Genomic DNA, 14,568 nt, shown 5'->3' with positions numbered 1-14,568 from the left:
AGCTGCTAAAAAGTGAGGAAGGCATTGTCAAACGAAAGAAGCGGTGCTATGACGTAGAACCCGTCTTTGGCAACATTAAACATAACCACGGCTTCCGCAAGTTTATGCTCCGCGGCAAACAAAAGGTCGAAATAGAGTGGGGATTGATCGCACTAGCCCAGAATATCAGGAAAAGGGCGGCCTAGGAGGGCTGTTTACGCGCCTACCTGGCAAATCCAGTAAGCTAGCTTTTAACGGCGGATTTTGAATCTTAATTCTCAGTTACAAAAACCAGAAACGAAAGAGGGTGCCCCATTTTGAAATGAGACACCCTCCTTTTTTAAAAATGCTACCTTAATTACTCCGAATCCTTGTAAACGCCAAACTCGCTGATGGCCACGCTTACCGGCGATTTGGTGATTCTCAATTTTACTTTTTGAGTGGTTACGGGTGTTGTCAATTTAACAATGCGCTTCGCGCCGATGCTGGTCCCTTTATGAATCTCTTTCCATGCATTGCCATCCCAGCTATCCACCGCAAATTCTTCAATGCGCTGTCCTAGCTTGATAAATTCCTGTAACGTAATGATATCGAACGTGATGGGTTGGCTCAGGTCAATGACAACCTCCGGAGTTTTAAAATCATCGTCGGTTGCCCAGTATGTATCCGGTTTTCCGTCCAGAATGTTTTTGGCGCTGTAAATAGAGTTGTATCCCCGCACATTCACAGCTTTGGAGCCCGCTCTTGCTATCAGGTTCGTTGCGAATGTCTCTTTCACATGGTTACCAAAAGATTTTAATGCTGCAACATCATCCTCGTGCAATTGTCCGCGCGTATCAGGCGCGAGACCAAGATCCAGCGCCGCGCCGCGACCCACACTTTTTAGATAGAGATCAAATAGCTTTTCGGGTGTTTTGGGCTTTTCTGTCGGGTGATAAAACCATCCTTTGCGCAACGGCACATCACATTCAGCCGGGATCCAGAATTTACCATTTCTCGTTCCGCCGGGGTTTTCGGTGGCATTTGCCTGTCCCGGAACTGCAACATTCTGGCCTTCCGAAGGCTTCGGGGTAAGCGTTGCCCAGGAAGTTTCGTTTACACTGCCGTCCTCATTTCCGGCCCAGCGAACGTCCCAGCCGATATCGCTGAATATGCTCGCGGTTGGTTGTAGTTTACGGGTCAGGTTCGTCCAGGTGGAATCCCACTGATAGTAAGTTGTGTTATCGATCGCCCGTTTCTCGCGTGCACCGCCATAGTAACCGTCGCCGCCATTAGCGCCATCGTGCCATGACATAAACAGTTCACCATAATTGGTGTAAAGTTCACGAAGCTGTTCCCTGTAAATGGCAATGTATTCAGGCGTGCCATATTTTGCATTGTTACGGTCCCACGGAGAACAGTAAACGCCGAATTTAAGACCGTGTTTTCTTGCCGCATCAGCCACCTCTTTTACAAGATCACCTTTGCCGCCACGGAAAGGGCTTTTTGTAATGTTGTATTCAGTGGTTTTGGTGGGCCATAATGCAAAGCCGTCGTGGTGCTTGGCCACCAGCACTATTCCTCTCAGTCCTCCTGCTTTTGCAGCAAGTATGATTTGCTCTGCGTTAAAATCAGATGGGTTGAATGCTTTCGGATCCGCGTCGCCGAAGCCCCATTCCTTGTTTTCAAATGTTGTGGGCGTGAAGTGGATGAGGCCATAAACTTCGGTTTCATGCCATGCAACCTGCCTTGGGGCTGGTAATGCGCCGTAAGGTTTCGGAGGAGTTTGCGCAAACGAATTTAATGCCGTTAACAGAAAAAGTGTGGCTAAGGGTTTTATCATTTTTTGTATTAAAATTAAATAGAAAACGTCCGGTGAATTCTAAAAGTGAAGATCGGTTTTTTTGGAACAGATCACTAATTTTTGTTGCGTATGTTCATGTCGTTAAGCTCACGAGAAATAGCTTTTCGCATTGATAACCACTCCTTTTCCACCTTTTTCCGTAACTGTATAATTGAAACCTTTTTGTACGGAATAAGCGCCTACTTCACCTTGCTTATTGATGGCCAGAAAGCCAACCTGGAAAGTTTTTGCACGCTCAGGATTAGGTGTTACGATGCGTTCGATGGCTTTCTTGCAGGCTTCTTCTGGTGAAAGGCCGGAGCGCATGAACTCTACAACGAGGTGCGTTCCACATACGCGGATCACCTCTTCGCCCTGACCTGACGATGTAGCAGCGCCTATTTCATTGTCTACAAAAAGTCCGGCGCCGATAATAGGGGAATCGCCAACCCTTCCGCGCATCTTGAAACCCATTCCGCTGGTTGTGCACATGCCCGACAGGTCGCCGTTGTTATCCAGTGCCAATGTGCCCATTGTATCATGGTTAAAAGAGCCATCTTCGAGCCGGGGAGGGGCAAACGGGCCGTGGCCTTTCTGGCCTTTCGACTGCTGGTGTTCAATGTTGATAACGGGCTTATATTCGGCTTTTTTCAACCACTCTTTATAGGTTTTCTCGGCATCGGGAGAAAGCGCTGCTGATTCCAGCTTAAAACCATTCGCTACTGCAAATTGCTGAGCGCCTACGCCCGCCAGGAATACGTGCGGCGTGGTTTCCATGAGCTTCCGCGCTACTGAAATCGGATGTTTGATCCTTTCCAGGAATGCTACCGAGCCGCAATTTGCTTTTTCATCCATAATGCTGGCATCCAGCGTTACAAACCCGTCCCGGTCCGGATTACCGCCGAGTCCTACACAACAATTGATCTCATTCTCCATCGCAATGGCAGCTTGTTCCACAGCATCCAATGCTCTCCCGCCTTTTTCCAGCACAGGCCATGCGGCGGCATTGGAGATCTGTCCGCTGTCCCATGTAGAAATCACGATCGGTTTTTTAACTGCACTTTTTGCAAATAGTTTCTGAACACTCGCAAGCGGCAGGGCAAGTGCAGACAGACGAAGGAATGAACGGCGAGAAGGGGTCATCGGGATGTATTTTTAAAATTTTTTCAAATATACATTCCTGTGCTTCATCCGGCAATGAAAGTAACATTATTTTGCAAAACTGGCGAATGCTGATATGTAATTTGCTGAATGTGAATTCAGACCTACTTTATATAAAAAACGCCCGAAAAGCTGTGTGCTTCCGGGCGGGCGTTGTTCTTCATAATCAGATTGCTACTTAGGTGGCATAGATGGTCTTACTTCCACTTTGCTAGGCAATGTTCTGGCTGGCATTTTGATCAGATCGGAGACGATTTGTCCGATATCTTCAGGCTGGATTTTCCAGGCATCCTTTTCAGAGGGTTTATGGTCACCGAATTCTGTCGCAACAGAGCCTGGCATGATCGTCGTGACTTTTACACCAGCATCTCTCACGTCCATCATCATGGCTTGCGAGAAGCCTACCAGTCCGAACTTGCTTGCATTGTATGCGCTTCCGCCTGCGAAGAAGTTGGTGCCGGCCAGGCTGGCAATGTTGATAAAGTAACCTTTTGTTTCTGTCAGCGCTGCTAATGATGCTTTTGCACTGAAAAATACGCCGGTAAGGTTAATGTCGATGGTTTCCTGCCATTGATCGGCAGTAAGGTCTTTTAAAGGAGCGAAGTGTCCTACGCCGGCATTGGCTATCAGATAATTAAGCTGTCCCCATTTTGATATAACGGTTTCCACCGCTTTTTGCTGGGATTCCAAACTTCTGACATCCGACTCGATGCCGATTGCGAATCCGTCATTTATCTTGTTCAATGAAGCGGCCGCTTTATCAGCGCTTTCCTTTGAACGGCTGGTGATCGCCACCCGGATGCCTTCTTTAATGAGCACTTCTGCAATGCCGTAACCTATTCCTTTTGAGCCCCCCGTTATCAGCGCTGTCTTGATTGATTCTGCCATTACTTTCAATTTAAATAAACAAAAATTAAATGTAGTGGGTTAACAGCGTCACAAGTCAGAAGGTTTCTGTAGTTTCTTTTTTGGCAGTGCCTGTTAAAACCCTATTTTTGTCGACCAAAATCATTTTGACAGAATTATTCCCATTTATGAAATTAGTAGAAAATAAAGTCGCGTTGGTAACCGGAGCATCACGTGGTATTGGTCGTTCCATTGCTTTACGCCTGGCTCAGGAAGGGGCTGATGTTGCATTTACCTACTTATCAAGTGTTGAAAAAGGTGAGGCGCTGGCCAAAGAACTGGAGCAGTTCGGTGTAAGGGCGAAGGGTTACCGTTCGGACGCGTCGGATTTCCAGGCAGCGGACCAGCTGGTTACCGATGTCCTTGCTGACTTTGGAAAACTGGATGTGCTGATCAACAATGCGGGCGTTACGCGTGACGGATTGCTAATGCGCATGAGTGAGGAACAATGGGATTCTGTGATTACGATTAACCTGAAATCGGTTTTTAATCTTACAAAGGCTGCAACCAAAAGCATGATGCGTGCCAGAACGGGCTCAATCATCAACATTACTTCGGTGGTGGGGATCAGTGGAAATGCGGGGCAGTCTAATTATGCTGCTTCCAAGGCCGGGATCATTGGTTTTACCAAATCCATCGCACTGGAACTGGGCTCACGCAACATTCGCTCGAATGCTGTTGCTCCCGGATTTATTGAAACGGAAATGACGGATGCTGTGGATTCCAAAGCAGTGGAAGAATGGAAGCAGTCGATTCCGATGAAAAGAGGAGGACAGCCCGAAGAGGTTGCCGACGCCTGCGTTTTTCTTGCTTCTGACCTCTCGCGATACATTACCGGTCAGGTTTTACAAGTGGACGGCGGTATGTTGACATAGCATGTTTTTTCGTTACATTTAACACATGCGGTCCGAACTTATTTTCCAAACCCCTTACTGGTTTATTGTCTTCTGTCTGGCGGCAGGCGCTGCTTATGCATTCCTGCTTTACCAACCGACGGCGCCCTGGGGTAAAAAATGGAATTATGTGCTCGCAGCATTAAGGGGACTGGCCGTTGGAATGATCTGTTTTCTGCTGTTAGGGCCTCTGGTCCGCAAAACGGAAACTTCTGTTGATAAAGCCAAAATCGTTTTTGCGATCGACAATTCTGAGTCTGTCAAAGGACCTGGGGCCGCATTGATGAAGCAGATTTCGGGCGCTGTCGCTGACCTGGAATCGTCTGGTTTTGAGGTGAGTGTGCAAACATTGGGAAAAGATTCGCGTTCACCGCTTCCGGATTCGATCCGTTTTGACGCCAGGAAGACAGACTTGTCTGAAATGCTGCAAACAGTAAAAACCAACTTCGAAGGAAGGAACCTGACGGATGTTATCTTGCTTTCCGATGGGGTTGTTAATCAGGGAATTTCTCCTGCTTACAATCGTTATCCCTTTAAAGTGAACACATTGGCAGTGGGCGACACTGTTCCTGATCTGGATATTCGGATCAAAGATGTGGTCAGCAACCGGATCGCCTATCTTGGAAATGAATTCCCTATCCGTGCCGAAATCGCTGCGAATGGCCTGGCCGGAAAATCCACGACGATCACATTGAAGCAGAACGGACGCACGGTCGCTAGCCAGCAGGTTATGGTGGACCGTCCATCATTCTTCAAAGCATTTGATTTCAAGGCGTCGTCAACCCAGAGAGGTGTGCAGCATTACACATTGGAATTGGGCGGAATAGCCGGTGAAACTTCACCGAGAAACAATAAAAAAGACATTTATATAGACATTATCGACGGCAGGCAGAAAATTCTGCTGATGGCTTTGGCGCCGCATCCGGATATTAAAAGCATCCGGAGCCTGGTAGAGGCCAACGATAATTACGAGCTGGACGTGAAGATTTTGTCTATTTCAAATACACCCGTTACAACAGCCAGGCCTTATGATTTGATCATTTTACATCAGATTCCTAATGTGCTCGGGCTTGGTAATGCGCAGGTCCGTAATTTCATAGAATCCAAAACGCCGCTTTTCTTTATTCTGGGCAACCAGTCCGCAGTGCCGCTCGCCAATTCGTTGAACCGTTCTTTGATCATTGCTACGACTAATACTCAGATCGATAAGGTTACGGCACGCTTTAATCCGGCTTTTCAGCAACTGAATTTTGATCCTGAGCAGCTCAAATTATTGGAGCGCCTTCCGCCATTATCTGTTCCTTTTGGCGATTACAATATTTCCTCCGGGACTGAAACCATTTTATTTCAAAAGGTAGGAACATTGAACACGAGCAAGCCGCTGTTGGTTCTGAATACAAATGGCGGGCAAAAAACAGCTGTGCTGGCAGGAGAGGGGATATGGCAATGGCGGCAGGAAGAGTTTGCGCAGACTAATAAGCAGGAAGTCGTGGATAATCTGTTTCAGAAACTGATCCAGGTGCTTTCGGTAAGAGAAGATAAGCGGAAATTTCGCGTTTACCCTGTTCGCACCGAATTTGAAGCTGGTGAGCAGGTTACTTTTCAAACCGAAATTTACAATGATATCTACGAGCAGATTTACGGGCAGGAAGTGAAGCTGGATATAACAAATGAAAAAGGCGTGACCAGGCAGTTTACTTACACACATTCCAAGGAAAATCCGCGTTTCAATGTAAGCGGCTTGTCCGACGGTGTTTACCGATTTTCGGCTTCAACATCGCTGCGTTCGGGGCAGGAGAAAGTGGCCGGGCAGTTTGTGATTAGCAACGCGGATCTTGAATTAAACAATACGACGGCTGATTTCGGAATGTTGCGCGAACTTGCCAGCCGCTCGGGCGGAACATTCACCACGCCCGCAACTTTCAGTGATTTTATTTCAAAACTCAAAGAAAACCGCCCTTCTGACCGGCTCGACAGCAGTGAAGAAATGGTCGAGATCATTTATATGAAGTGGTTGTTCTTCCTACTGGTCCTGCTTCTCGGCGCAGAATGGGGCCTAAGAAAATACCATGGCGGATATTAACAGGCGTTTTTTACCATTTTCCTTGCTGCTAATCCTGGCTATTTGCCTCTATCATTCAGTATCTGCCCAAACGGACTCCTTACAAAAAAGTAACTGGCAAACCGATTCTTCACAGATTGATACATTAAAAATCACGGCGACAGATTCAGTTTCGGCGGATGCAAGGCCAAATTACCGGATGCTGCGCGGCATTTTTGCAGCGCAATCAGCACTTTATCTTGGAACGATTTACGGCCTGAGCAAATCCTGGTATAAAAACCCATTGACCAAGTTCACATTTAAGGATGACACCGGCGAGTGGCTCCAAATGGACAAAATGGGGCACGTTTACACATCGTATCAGATTGCGCGGCACACTGCGGAGTTGTATAAAAAAACGGGGATTTCCAAGCGCCAAATGTTGGTCTATGGTGCTATTTCCGGCATTATTTTTCAGACGCCGATTGAAATCTTAGACGGATTTTCGCCTGACTACGGCTTCTCACCAGGCGACATGGTTGGCAACATTGCAGGATCAGTCATTTATTTAGGTCAAATCGCGCTTTGGGATGAAGTGCGCATTCAACCGAAATTTTCTTTTCATTATACTTCCCTGGCGCGAGTTCGTCCGGAATTGCTGGGCAGCACCCGGTCTGAAAGCTGGCTGAAAGATTATAATGGCCAGACTTACTGGTTTTCGGGAAGCCCCGGAACGTTCTTCAAAAATAGCGGCTGGCCTGCCTGGCTTTGTCTTTCAATTGGTTATGGAATCCATGATATGGTTTCGGCTGAAAAAGAGAAGAGTATTGAACGGGGATATCGTCCGTACCGGCAGTATTATTTGTCCCTCGACATTGATCTCACAAAAATTAAAACAAAAAGTAAGTTTGTGCGGACGATCGGTTTTTTTGCTAATTCGATTAAAATCCCAGCGCCCGCATTGCAATTCAGCAAAAAAGGCGTTGATTTTAAACCGTTTTACTTTTAGCAATTGTTGCTGAAGTATATGGCCCGACGGGCCGTCATTAAGTTCAATCAGATTAAATATGAATATTGGAGATAAAGTAAGGCTTGTGCATGGACGGGAAGAAGGTGTGATTTACGCTTTTCTGCCCGGAAACATTGTGGAAATAGAAATTGAGGACGGCTTCCGGATTCCCGTGCTGCGTAACGAGATCGTGACGATTTCGCCCGTTGAAAGCCAGCGACTTGTCAAAGAACCAGATTCCAAAAAGATCAAATCGCAGAGTGATGTAATCGTGCCCAGGAATGCGCCGTTTGCGGAAAAAGGAATCTTCCTGGCTTTCGTTGCCGTGAATGACAGGGCGATGACGATGCACCTGATCAATAACTCCGATTGGGTGTTGCCTTTTACGGCTGTTGCTGTTAATGAGCAGGTTAGTACAGGATTGGCAGGTGGTGTGTTGCAGCCACGGACCGCGCAAAAATTGTCGGAGCTGATTATGAAGGACTTCGAAATCTGGCCCGTGTTTGAGTTTAAAATACTCTATTACAGGGAAGGTAACCATGCTTTGCCGCAAGCTTTAACAAAGCGGATTAAATGCAGAGCGCAGTCATTTTTCAAAAATAAAGGTAAAGCTCCTGTTTTAGTAAAGGATGCATTTGTATATCAGATTGATGAAGAAACTTTAAAAACTGAAATACAGGCAAGTCCTGAAAATCTTTCCAACGAATTGAAAACGAGCCTGATGGGAGGCGGCAAGGTGGAAACGCCCGTGCTGGTAAAGCCGGAGCAGGTTGTAGATCTGCACATTGAAAAGCTGACCAAGCATGTAGGCTCTCTTTCGAATGACTCTATCCTTAAAACACAGCTGGCCGCTTTCGAAAGCAATCTGGAATCGGCGATTGCAAACGGAATGGAAGAAATCACATTCATTCATGGTGCCGGAAGCGGTGTGTTAAGGACCGAATTACACAGGAGACTCGGCAAAAATCAGCATGTTAATTATTTTAAAGACGCTCAAAAAGAAAAATTCGGATACGGTGCAACCCTCGTCAAAATTAAATAAGTGGCTCACTAATTGCCTGAATGTATTGTTGGTCATGGCATTTGCGCTGAGCATTTGGCAATGCCGTTCTAAAAGCACCTCCTCGAAAGCGCCCATGGAAGAATATAAGTACTCCGTTAATGAAATCCAGAATGAAAAGCACCTCTCGGTGCTGAATGTTCCGGTGGAAATTCCGATTGCCGAGATTGAAAATCAGATCAATGCGAAGATCAAAGGACTCATTTATGAAGATAACAGCTATGAGGATGAGGATAATGACAATCTGAAAGCTAAGGTCTGGAAAATAAGTCCTATTAAGGTTGTCGCGATCGATTCTTCATTTTTGTTTGAAGTCCCTCTCAAAATATGGGTAAGCGCCGGTTATAAAATTAGCCCCCTGGGCATCACTATGTCGGGTTATAAGGATACAGAATTTTCCATACGCATTCGACTGATCTCGAAATTAGGGATTTCACCCAACTGGGCAATCAAATCGGAAACATATGTGGATAGCTACGATTGGATAAGCGACCCGAATGTGAAAGTTGCCGGCATCAACATTCCGATCAAGAGCATGGCGAGCAGGCTTTTGAATAAAAATTTTGAAAAAATTACACAGGCAATTGACGAACAGGTTGCCAGCAACATTGAGCTCAAAAAGAATGCAGAACTCGCCTGGAACATTGCCAGGCAGCCTGTTTTGCTGTCGAAGGAATTTGATACGTGGCTTGCTATCGTGCCGACGGGCGTTGTGATGACACCTTTGTTGGCTAGAAATGGTATTCTTCGCTCGGTTATCGGTATTAAAGGTTACACGCAAACGATTACGTCAGCTATCAAGCCTGCTATTCCTGCGGTTTTGAAGTTGCCGAATTTGCAGATAGTCAATAAGGTTTCAGAAGATTTTAAAGTCGGGTTGATCAGTGTCGTGTCTTATAAGGAAGCTGCGAGACTGGCAACGGCGAAGTTTGCGGGTGAAAAATTTTCTTTCCTGGCCGGACAGTATAATGTAGAAGTCACTTCGATTGATATGTATGGTCAGAATGAAAAGCTGGTGATCAAGGCGGCACTGAAAGGCAGTATCAACGGTGATATTTACCTGAAAGGCGTGCCGCATTATGATCCTGTAAGCCAGCAATTGTCATTGAAAGGTCTTGATTATGATTTGGATACAAAAAACTCAATTGTTAAGACGGCGGGTTGGCTGTTACAAGGCCAGTTTAGCAGGATGATGGAGAAAAAGATGGTGTTTCCGGTGGGCGGGCAGATCAGCGATGCGAAAAAAACGATTCAAAAGGCGCTGTCCAGTTTAAAAGTAACCGAGGGTGTCATTTTGAAAGGCAGCTTAACGGATATTACACCTGACAAGGTTTATTTAACACCGGAACACCTTTACGCTGTTGTGTTTGCGAACGGAAATGTTAATTTGAAGGTCAATGGATTAAAGGGAATTTGACACAAAAATTCGGCAAAAATCCGCGTCATTATCATAATTTTTTACTTTTAATAGTATATTGACTGCTGATCGAAAGAAAGTATTTCTTAGCTTTGTGGTCAGAGGAAAGGAATAAGCTGACCTACCGCTGCGGTTTCGGCCGGAGAGGAAAGTCCGGGCAGCAGAGAGCACCGTACTTCCTAACAGGAAGGCAGCACGCCGGAGACGGAATGCTGACAGCAAGTGCCACAGAAATTATACCGCCCTGGCATGTTTTTTATGTGACAAGGTAAGGGTGAAATGGTGGAGTAAGAGACCACCGCTCTTTGGGTGACCGAAGGGGCACGGTAAACCTTACGGGCTGAAAGGTCAAATAGGTGTCAATCCGCGGGGCTGCTCGTCCCCGTCTTTCGGGACGTTGACACGGGTAGATCGTTAGAGGTTCCGGGCGACCGGAATCCTGGATAAATGGTAGGAGCTTGATGCTGGTTCGCCAGCTTAGAGTAACAGAATCCGGCTTACAGGCTTATTTTTTTTCTTATATTGAGTTAATTAATTAGTGAATATTTGAATCACATAACTGGTGTTTCCCATGAAGAGAAAGAATCTTTACGTTGCTTTTATTTGTTTTTCCCTGCTGAGTTTGAATACGTTTGCCCAAAATCGGACGTACGAAGGACCCAATAAAATGAACACCTGGTCCATTACAGGTTACGGGGGGATTACCAAGTTCTTCGGTGACATCAAAGAGTACGATTTCAAAAGGAGTAATAATGAGAAATTGACAGGAGGCTGGGGCCTATCTATTAATAAGCAATTATCTCCGCTTTTTGGGGTTCAGATTGTTGGTTACAACGGCCAGCTGCAAGGCTCAAAACAAGGTCACATGAGCCGTATTACCGGTGATACTTATGATGTTGTGTTCAACAGTCCTTCATTCGTTCAGGTAACAATCGACGGAACGCTTAATGTGAACAGACTTCTTTTTGGCTATAAAAAGCTGAGAAGATGGAAAGTAGACGCGCATTTGGGAGCTGGTATCATCTACTACCACACTGATTTGACCGCCACCAACACAAATCCAAGAAGTGAATTCTTTGGAAACACTTACGAAGTTTCAACAAACACAGATGCTAGTTCGAAGACAGCCGGTAAATGGGAACGTAATGGTTCTACATATACAAGAGAATGGGTTGTGCCTGCTGGATTAGCTGTACATTACGAACTAACCCCAAGATTTGACCTAGGCCTAGACTTTACTTACAATTACGTAAATACAGAAAAGCTTGATGCAACTGTAGGTGGTTTGAGCGATTATAAGACTCAAGCTGGAATCTGGACGTTTGCAAAAGACGATTCTAAAAATGACGGATGGGGAATGGCTTCCATCGCACTGACTTACAAACTTGGTAAGAATGCGGTAATGGCTAAAAAAGGTAAATATGATGCAGGAAGCGGCCGTTACCACTTGCGTTGGGCAAATCCACAGTCTTTGATCCCTGTTCCTTACAATCCTACAATGGAAGATGCAGATTCAATCGCAAAAGCAAACATGCCTAAGCCAGTTGATCCACGTCTTTACACAGATTCTGATGGTGACGGTGTAGCTGATCTGTTCGACAAAGAGCCTAACACACCAATTGGAAGCATCGTTTCAGGTGGTGGAGTTGCAATGGATCTGGACAAAATCATCAGAGACGCTATCAAAAACAACTTGCCGAAAGACGAGTGCGAAGCATTGTTCAGCAACATCGAGTTTGATACTGACAAAGCGATCATCCGCAATCCTTCAAAAGAGACTTTGAGCAAAGTAGTTGAGCTTCTGAACATGCGTACAAACTGCCGCATCGTTCTGGTTGGTCACACAGATGCTCGTGCTTCTGATGCTTATAACGTATCACTTTCACGTCGTCGTGTTGATGCTGCAAAACGCTTCCTGATCCGTGCCGGAATTACTGATCCTAGCCGCATCATTGTAGAACATTATGGTGAGTATCGCCCAATCGCTGAAAACACAACGGTTGAAGGCTTGCAGTCTAACCGTCGCGTTGAAATCAAGATCTTGCCTAATAACACGATCCGCTCAACATATCCTGCTGGTTTCCGCCCTTAGGATTTGGTTAAACATATTAAAAAGGAAGGTAAGCGATTACCTTCCTTTTTTTGTGCAAGCTGTTCGTGAATTCAGTAATTTCACTTACCTTTGCACCCTGTTTAATTTAGGGACGAGCTCCCGATCATAACAAATTCAATAATGGCAGTTAAAATTAGGTTGGCGCGTCGTGGACGCAAGAAGAAGGCGATTTATGATATCGTAGTCGCAGATGCCAGAGCACCACGTGATGGTCGCTTCATCGAAAAATTGGGTATCTATAACCCGGGAACAAACCCTGCTTCCATCGTTTTGGAATCAGATAAAGCAGTTGATTGGCTTTTGAAAGGTGCGCAACCGACTGATACAGCACGTTCTATTTTGCAACATGAAGGTGTAATGCTTAAAAAACACTTGCAAGTAGGCGTTATCAAAGGTGCAATCACGCAAGAAGTTGCAGATTCACGTTTTGAAGAATGGAAAGGATCAAAAACAGACCGTAAAGCAACTGCTGCTGATACGTTGTCTCAGAAGAAAGATTCTGACAGACAAGCCAGACTTGAAGCTGAGCGTAAAGTAAGCCAGACTCGTGCAGAAGCAATCGCTAAGAAAAATGCTCCTCCTGTGGAAGAGGCTCCTGAAGTTGAAGAAGCAGATGCGGCTGTCGACACAGAGGAAGTTTCTAACGAAGTAGCAGAAGAAACAACAGCTAGCGAAACAGTAACTGAAACTCCGGAAGCTGAGGCAGCTGCACCAGTGGAAACACCTGCTGCGGAAGCGCCAGTTGAAACTCCTGAGGCTGCGGCACCAGCAGTTGAAGCTCCTGAAGCTGAGGCAACAGCATCTACCGAAACTCCTGCAACGGATGAATCGGCAGAGAAAAAAGCTGAGTAATTAGCGTCAAAATACAATCTTTATGAGTCTGTCGGTGATCCGTACAGACTCATATTGTTTTATACTTACACCAATATTTAATAAGCAGGTGACACAAGACAATTGTTATTTATTAGGTTATATCGTCCGCACGCACGGAACGGCGGGCAATGTTGTCATTTTCCTTGACGTGGATTATCCCGAGGAATATGAAGATCTCGACGCAATTTATGTTGAAATCAAAGGAGAGCTTGTCCCTTATTTTATTGAAAACTTCAACTTGCAGAAGCAGGCCAATGCCATTGTGAAGTTTGAGGACATTAATACGATAGAAAAGGCGCAGGCGCTTGTTGGAAGCTCACTTTATCTGTCCCTTGACGAGCTGGACGAGCTGAGTAACGAGGAGTTTTATTATCATGAAATCAAAGGCTTCACGGTTGTAGATGAAACCGCTGGGACACTTGGTGTCGTGCGCGAAGTTTATTCCCTGAATGGCCAGGACCTGATCGCAATGGATTATCAGGGCGTAGAAGTACTTATTCCAACTGCTTCTGACATTGTGCTAAGAGCAGATAAAGAGAACAAGCAACTTATGGTGAATTTGCCTGAGGGTTTACTGGAAGTTTATCTTGACAATTCTGACTCTCAAAATACGCCAGACGATGCGGATTGATATTTTGACGTGCGTCCCGAATCTGCTGGATAGTTTCTTTGCACATTCTATCCTGAAACGTGCCCAGCAGGGTGGTTTTGTGGAAGTGATGGTGCATGATATCCGAGATTACTCGGTTAATAAGCATCGGACGATTGATGACTACGCATTTGGCGGAGGGGCCGGGATGGTCTTGCAGATCGAGCCCATTGCACGTTGCATTCGTGGTTTACAGGAGGAGCGGACTTATGACGAGATCATTTATCTCACACCGGATGGAGAGCTGATGCAACAGCCTATGGTGAACCAGCTTTCTCTGAAAGGGAACATTATCATGCTATGCGGCCATTACAAAGGGGTGGACCAGCGCGTGCGCGATATGTTTATCACCAAAGAAGTTAGCATTGGAGATTACGTGCTTTCGGGCGGAGAGCTTGCTGCGGCTGTCCTTTCCGATGCCATTATACGCTTGCTTCCGGGTGTGCTTAATGATGAGACTTCGGCGTTAACGGACTCCTTCCAGGATAACCTCCTCGCACCGCCTGTATACACGCGGCCAGCCGACTTCGAAGGAAATAAGGTTCCTGAAATCCTGATGTCGGGACATGAAGCTAAAATAGAAGAATGGCGCTATGAGCAATCCGTTCGGCGAACCAGGGAACGCCGGCCGGATTTGTTGTAACA

At 45.9% G+C, this 14,568-nt stretch carries 13 protein-coding genes and 1 other RNA gene; 11 read left to right on the top strand and 3 right to left on the bottom strand.

Going from position 1 to position 14,568, the window contains the following annotated elements; genetic code table 11:
- A partial coding sequence (locus G395_RS0120110; protein ID WP_026631718.1) for a transposase occupies positions 1-185 on the top strand: 185 nt, incomplete at its 5' end.
- Between the two features lie 152 nt (positions 186-337).
- On the opposite strand, the gene G395_RS0120105 is transcribed toward G395_RS0120110, so the two are convergent.
- From G395_RS0120105 to G395_RS0120095, 3 genes are all read right to left on the bottom strand, one after another.
- Positions 338-1,801 (bottom strand): alpha-L-fucosidase, encoded by a 1,464-nt coding sequence (locus G395_RS0120105; RefSeq protein WP_026631717.1) that lies wholly within the window; start codon positions 1,799-1,801, stop codon positions 338-340.
- Between the two features lie 108 nt (positions 1,802-1,909).
- Positions 1,910-2,944, bottom strand: a complete 1,035-nt coding sequence (locus tag G395_RS0120100) for an isoaspartyl peptidase/L-asparaginase family protein (protein WP_026631716.1) — start codon at positions 2,942-2,944, stop codon at positions 1,910-1,912.
- Positions 2,945-3,136: 192 nt separating this feature from the next.
- A complete protein-coding gene (locus G395_RS0120095) occupies positions 3,137-3,850 on the bottom strand; it encodes an SDR family oxidoreductase (protein ID WP_026631715.1) in 714 nt (237 codons plus the stop codon).
- A 146-nt stretch (positions 3,851-3,996) separates the two neighbouring features.
- On the opposite strand from G395_RS0120095, the gene fabG reads away from it, so the two are divergent.
- From fabG to trmD, 10 genes are all read left to right on the top strand, one after another.
- Positions 3,997-4,743 (top strand): 3-oxoacyl-[acyl-carrier-protein] reductase, encoded by a 747-nt coding sequence (gene fabG / locus G395_RS0120090; protein ID WP_026631714.1) that lies wholly within the window; start codon positions 3,997-3,999, stop codon positions 4,741-4,743.
- A 25-nt stretch (positions 4,744-4,768) separates the two neighbouring features.
- A complete protein-coding gene (locus tag G395_RS0120085; protein ID WP_026631713.1) occupies positions 4,769-6,844 on the top strand; it encodes a hypothetical protein in 2,076 nt (691 codons plus the stop codon).
- On the top strand, positions 6,831-7,811 hold the full coding sequence (locus G395_RS29845; RefSeq protein WP_051350270.1) for a DUF2279 domain-containing protein: 981 nt from the start codon (positions 6,831-6,833) through the stop codon (positions 7,809-7,811). Before G395_RS0120085 ends, G395_RS29845 begins: the two co-directional genes overlap by 14 nt.
- 58 nt (positions 7,812-7,869) lie before the next feature.
- Positions 7,870-8,853: a Smr/MutS family protein gene (locus G395_RS0120075; protein WP_026631712.1), complete on the top strand. Its 984-nt coding sequence runs from the start codon at positions 7,870-7,872 to the stop codon at positions 8,851-8,853.
- Positions 8,854-8,947: 94 nt separating this feature from the next.
- The gene (locus tag G395_RS0120070) at positions 8,948-10,288 is read left to right on the top strand and encodes a DUF4403 family protein (RefSeq protein WP_026631711.1); all 1,341 of its coding nucleotides are present in this window, start codon (positions 8,948-8,950) and stop codon (positions 10,286-10,288) included.
- 108 nt (positions 10,289-10,396) lie between these two features.
- An RNA gene (rnpB, locus tag G395_RS31210) (RNase P RNA component class A) lies at positions 10,397-10,804 on the top strand.
- 55 nt (positions 10,805-10,859) lie between these two features.
- On the top strand, positions 10,860-12,380 hold the full coding sequence (locus G395_RS0120065) for an OmpA family protein (protein ID WP_035361810.1): 1,521 nt from the start codon (positions 10,860-10,862) through the stop codon (positions 12,378-12,380).
- Between the two features lie 141 nt (positions 12,381-12,521).
- Positions 12,522-13,253: a 30S ribosomal protein S16 gene (locus G395_RS0120060; protein WP_026631709.1), complete on the top strand. Its 732-nt coding sequence runs from the start codon at positions 12,522-12,524 to the stop codon at positions 13,251-13,253.
- Positions 13,254-13,341: 88 nt separating this feature from the next.
- Entirely contained in the window at positions 13,342-13,905 is a 564-nt protein-coding gene (rimM, locus tag G395_RS0120055) for a ribosome maturation factor RimM (RefSeq protein WP_026631708.1), read from the top strand.
- A complete protein-coding gene (trmD, locus tag G395_RS0120050) occupies positions 13,895-14,566 on the top strand; it encodes a tRNA (guanosine(37)-N1)-methyltransferase TrmD (protein ID WP_026631707.1) in 672 nt (223 codons plus the stop codon). The genes rimM and trmD overlap by 11 nt, the downstream gene beginning before the upstream one ends.
- Positions 14,567-14,568: the final 2 nt, after the last annotated feature.

The sequence above is a fragment of the Dyadobacter alkalitolerans DSM 23607 genome (assembly GCF_000428845.1).
GTDB classification, from domain to species: Bacteria; Bacteroidota; Bacteroidia; order Cytophagales; family Spirosomataceae; genus Dyadobacter; species Dyadobacter alkalitolerans.
The sequence above is the reverse complement of the archived record's forward strand: the minus strand, read 5'-3'. Positions and strand labels throughout refer to the sequence as shown.

What these genes read in the sequence shown, in the direction of transcription:
- G395_RS0120105 (WP_026631717.1), bottom strand. Translation starts at nt 1,801, where the DNA reads ATGATAAAACCCTTAGCCACACTTTTTCTGTTAACGGCATTAAATTCG.
- G395_RS0120100 (WP_026631716.1), bottom strand. Translation starts at nt 2,944, where the DNA reads ATGACCCCTTCTCGCCGTTCATTCCTTCGTCTGTCTGCACTTGCCCTG.
- G395_RS0120095 (WP_026631715.1), bottom strand. Translation starts at nt 3,850, where the DNA reads ATGGCAGAATCAATCAAGACAGCGCTGATAACGGGGGGCTCAAAAGGA.
- fabG (WP_026631714.1), top strand. Translation starts at nt 3,997, where the DNA reads ATGAAATTAGTAGAAAATAAAGTCGCGTTGGTAACCGGAGCATCACGT.
- G395_RS0120085 (WP_026631713.1), top strand. Translation starts at nt 4,769, where the DNA reads ATGCGGTCCGAACTTATTTTCCAAACCCCTTACTGGTTTATTGTCTTC.
- G395_RS29845 (WP_051350270.1), top strand. Translation starts at nt 6,831, where the DNA reads ATGGCGGATATTAACAGGCGTTTTTTACCATTTTCCTTGCTGCTAATC.
- G395_RS0120075 (WP_026631712.1), top strand. Translation starts at nt 7,870, where the DNA reads ATGAATATTGGAGATAAAGTAAGGCTTGTGCATGGACGGGAAGAAGGT.
- G395_RS0120070 (WP_026631711.1), top strand. Translation starts at nt 8,948, where the DNA reads ATGGAAGAATATAAGTACTCCGTTAATGAAATCCAGAATGAAAAGCAC.
- G395_RS0120065 (WP_035361810.1), top strand. Translation starts at nt 10,860, where the DNA reads ATGAAGAGAAAGAATCTTTACGTTGCTTTTATTTGTTTTTCCCTGCTG.
- G395_RS0120060 (WP_026631709.1), top strand. Translation starts at nt 12,522, where the DNA reads ATGGCAGTTAAAATTAGGTTGGCGCGTCGTGGACGCAAGAAGAAGGCG.
- trmD (WP_026631707.1), top strand. Translation starts at nt 13,895, where the DNA reads ATGCGGATTGATATTTTGACGTGCGTCCCGAATCTGCTGGATAGTTTC.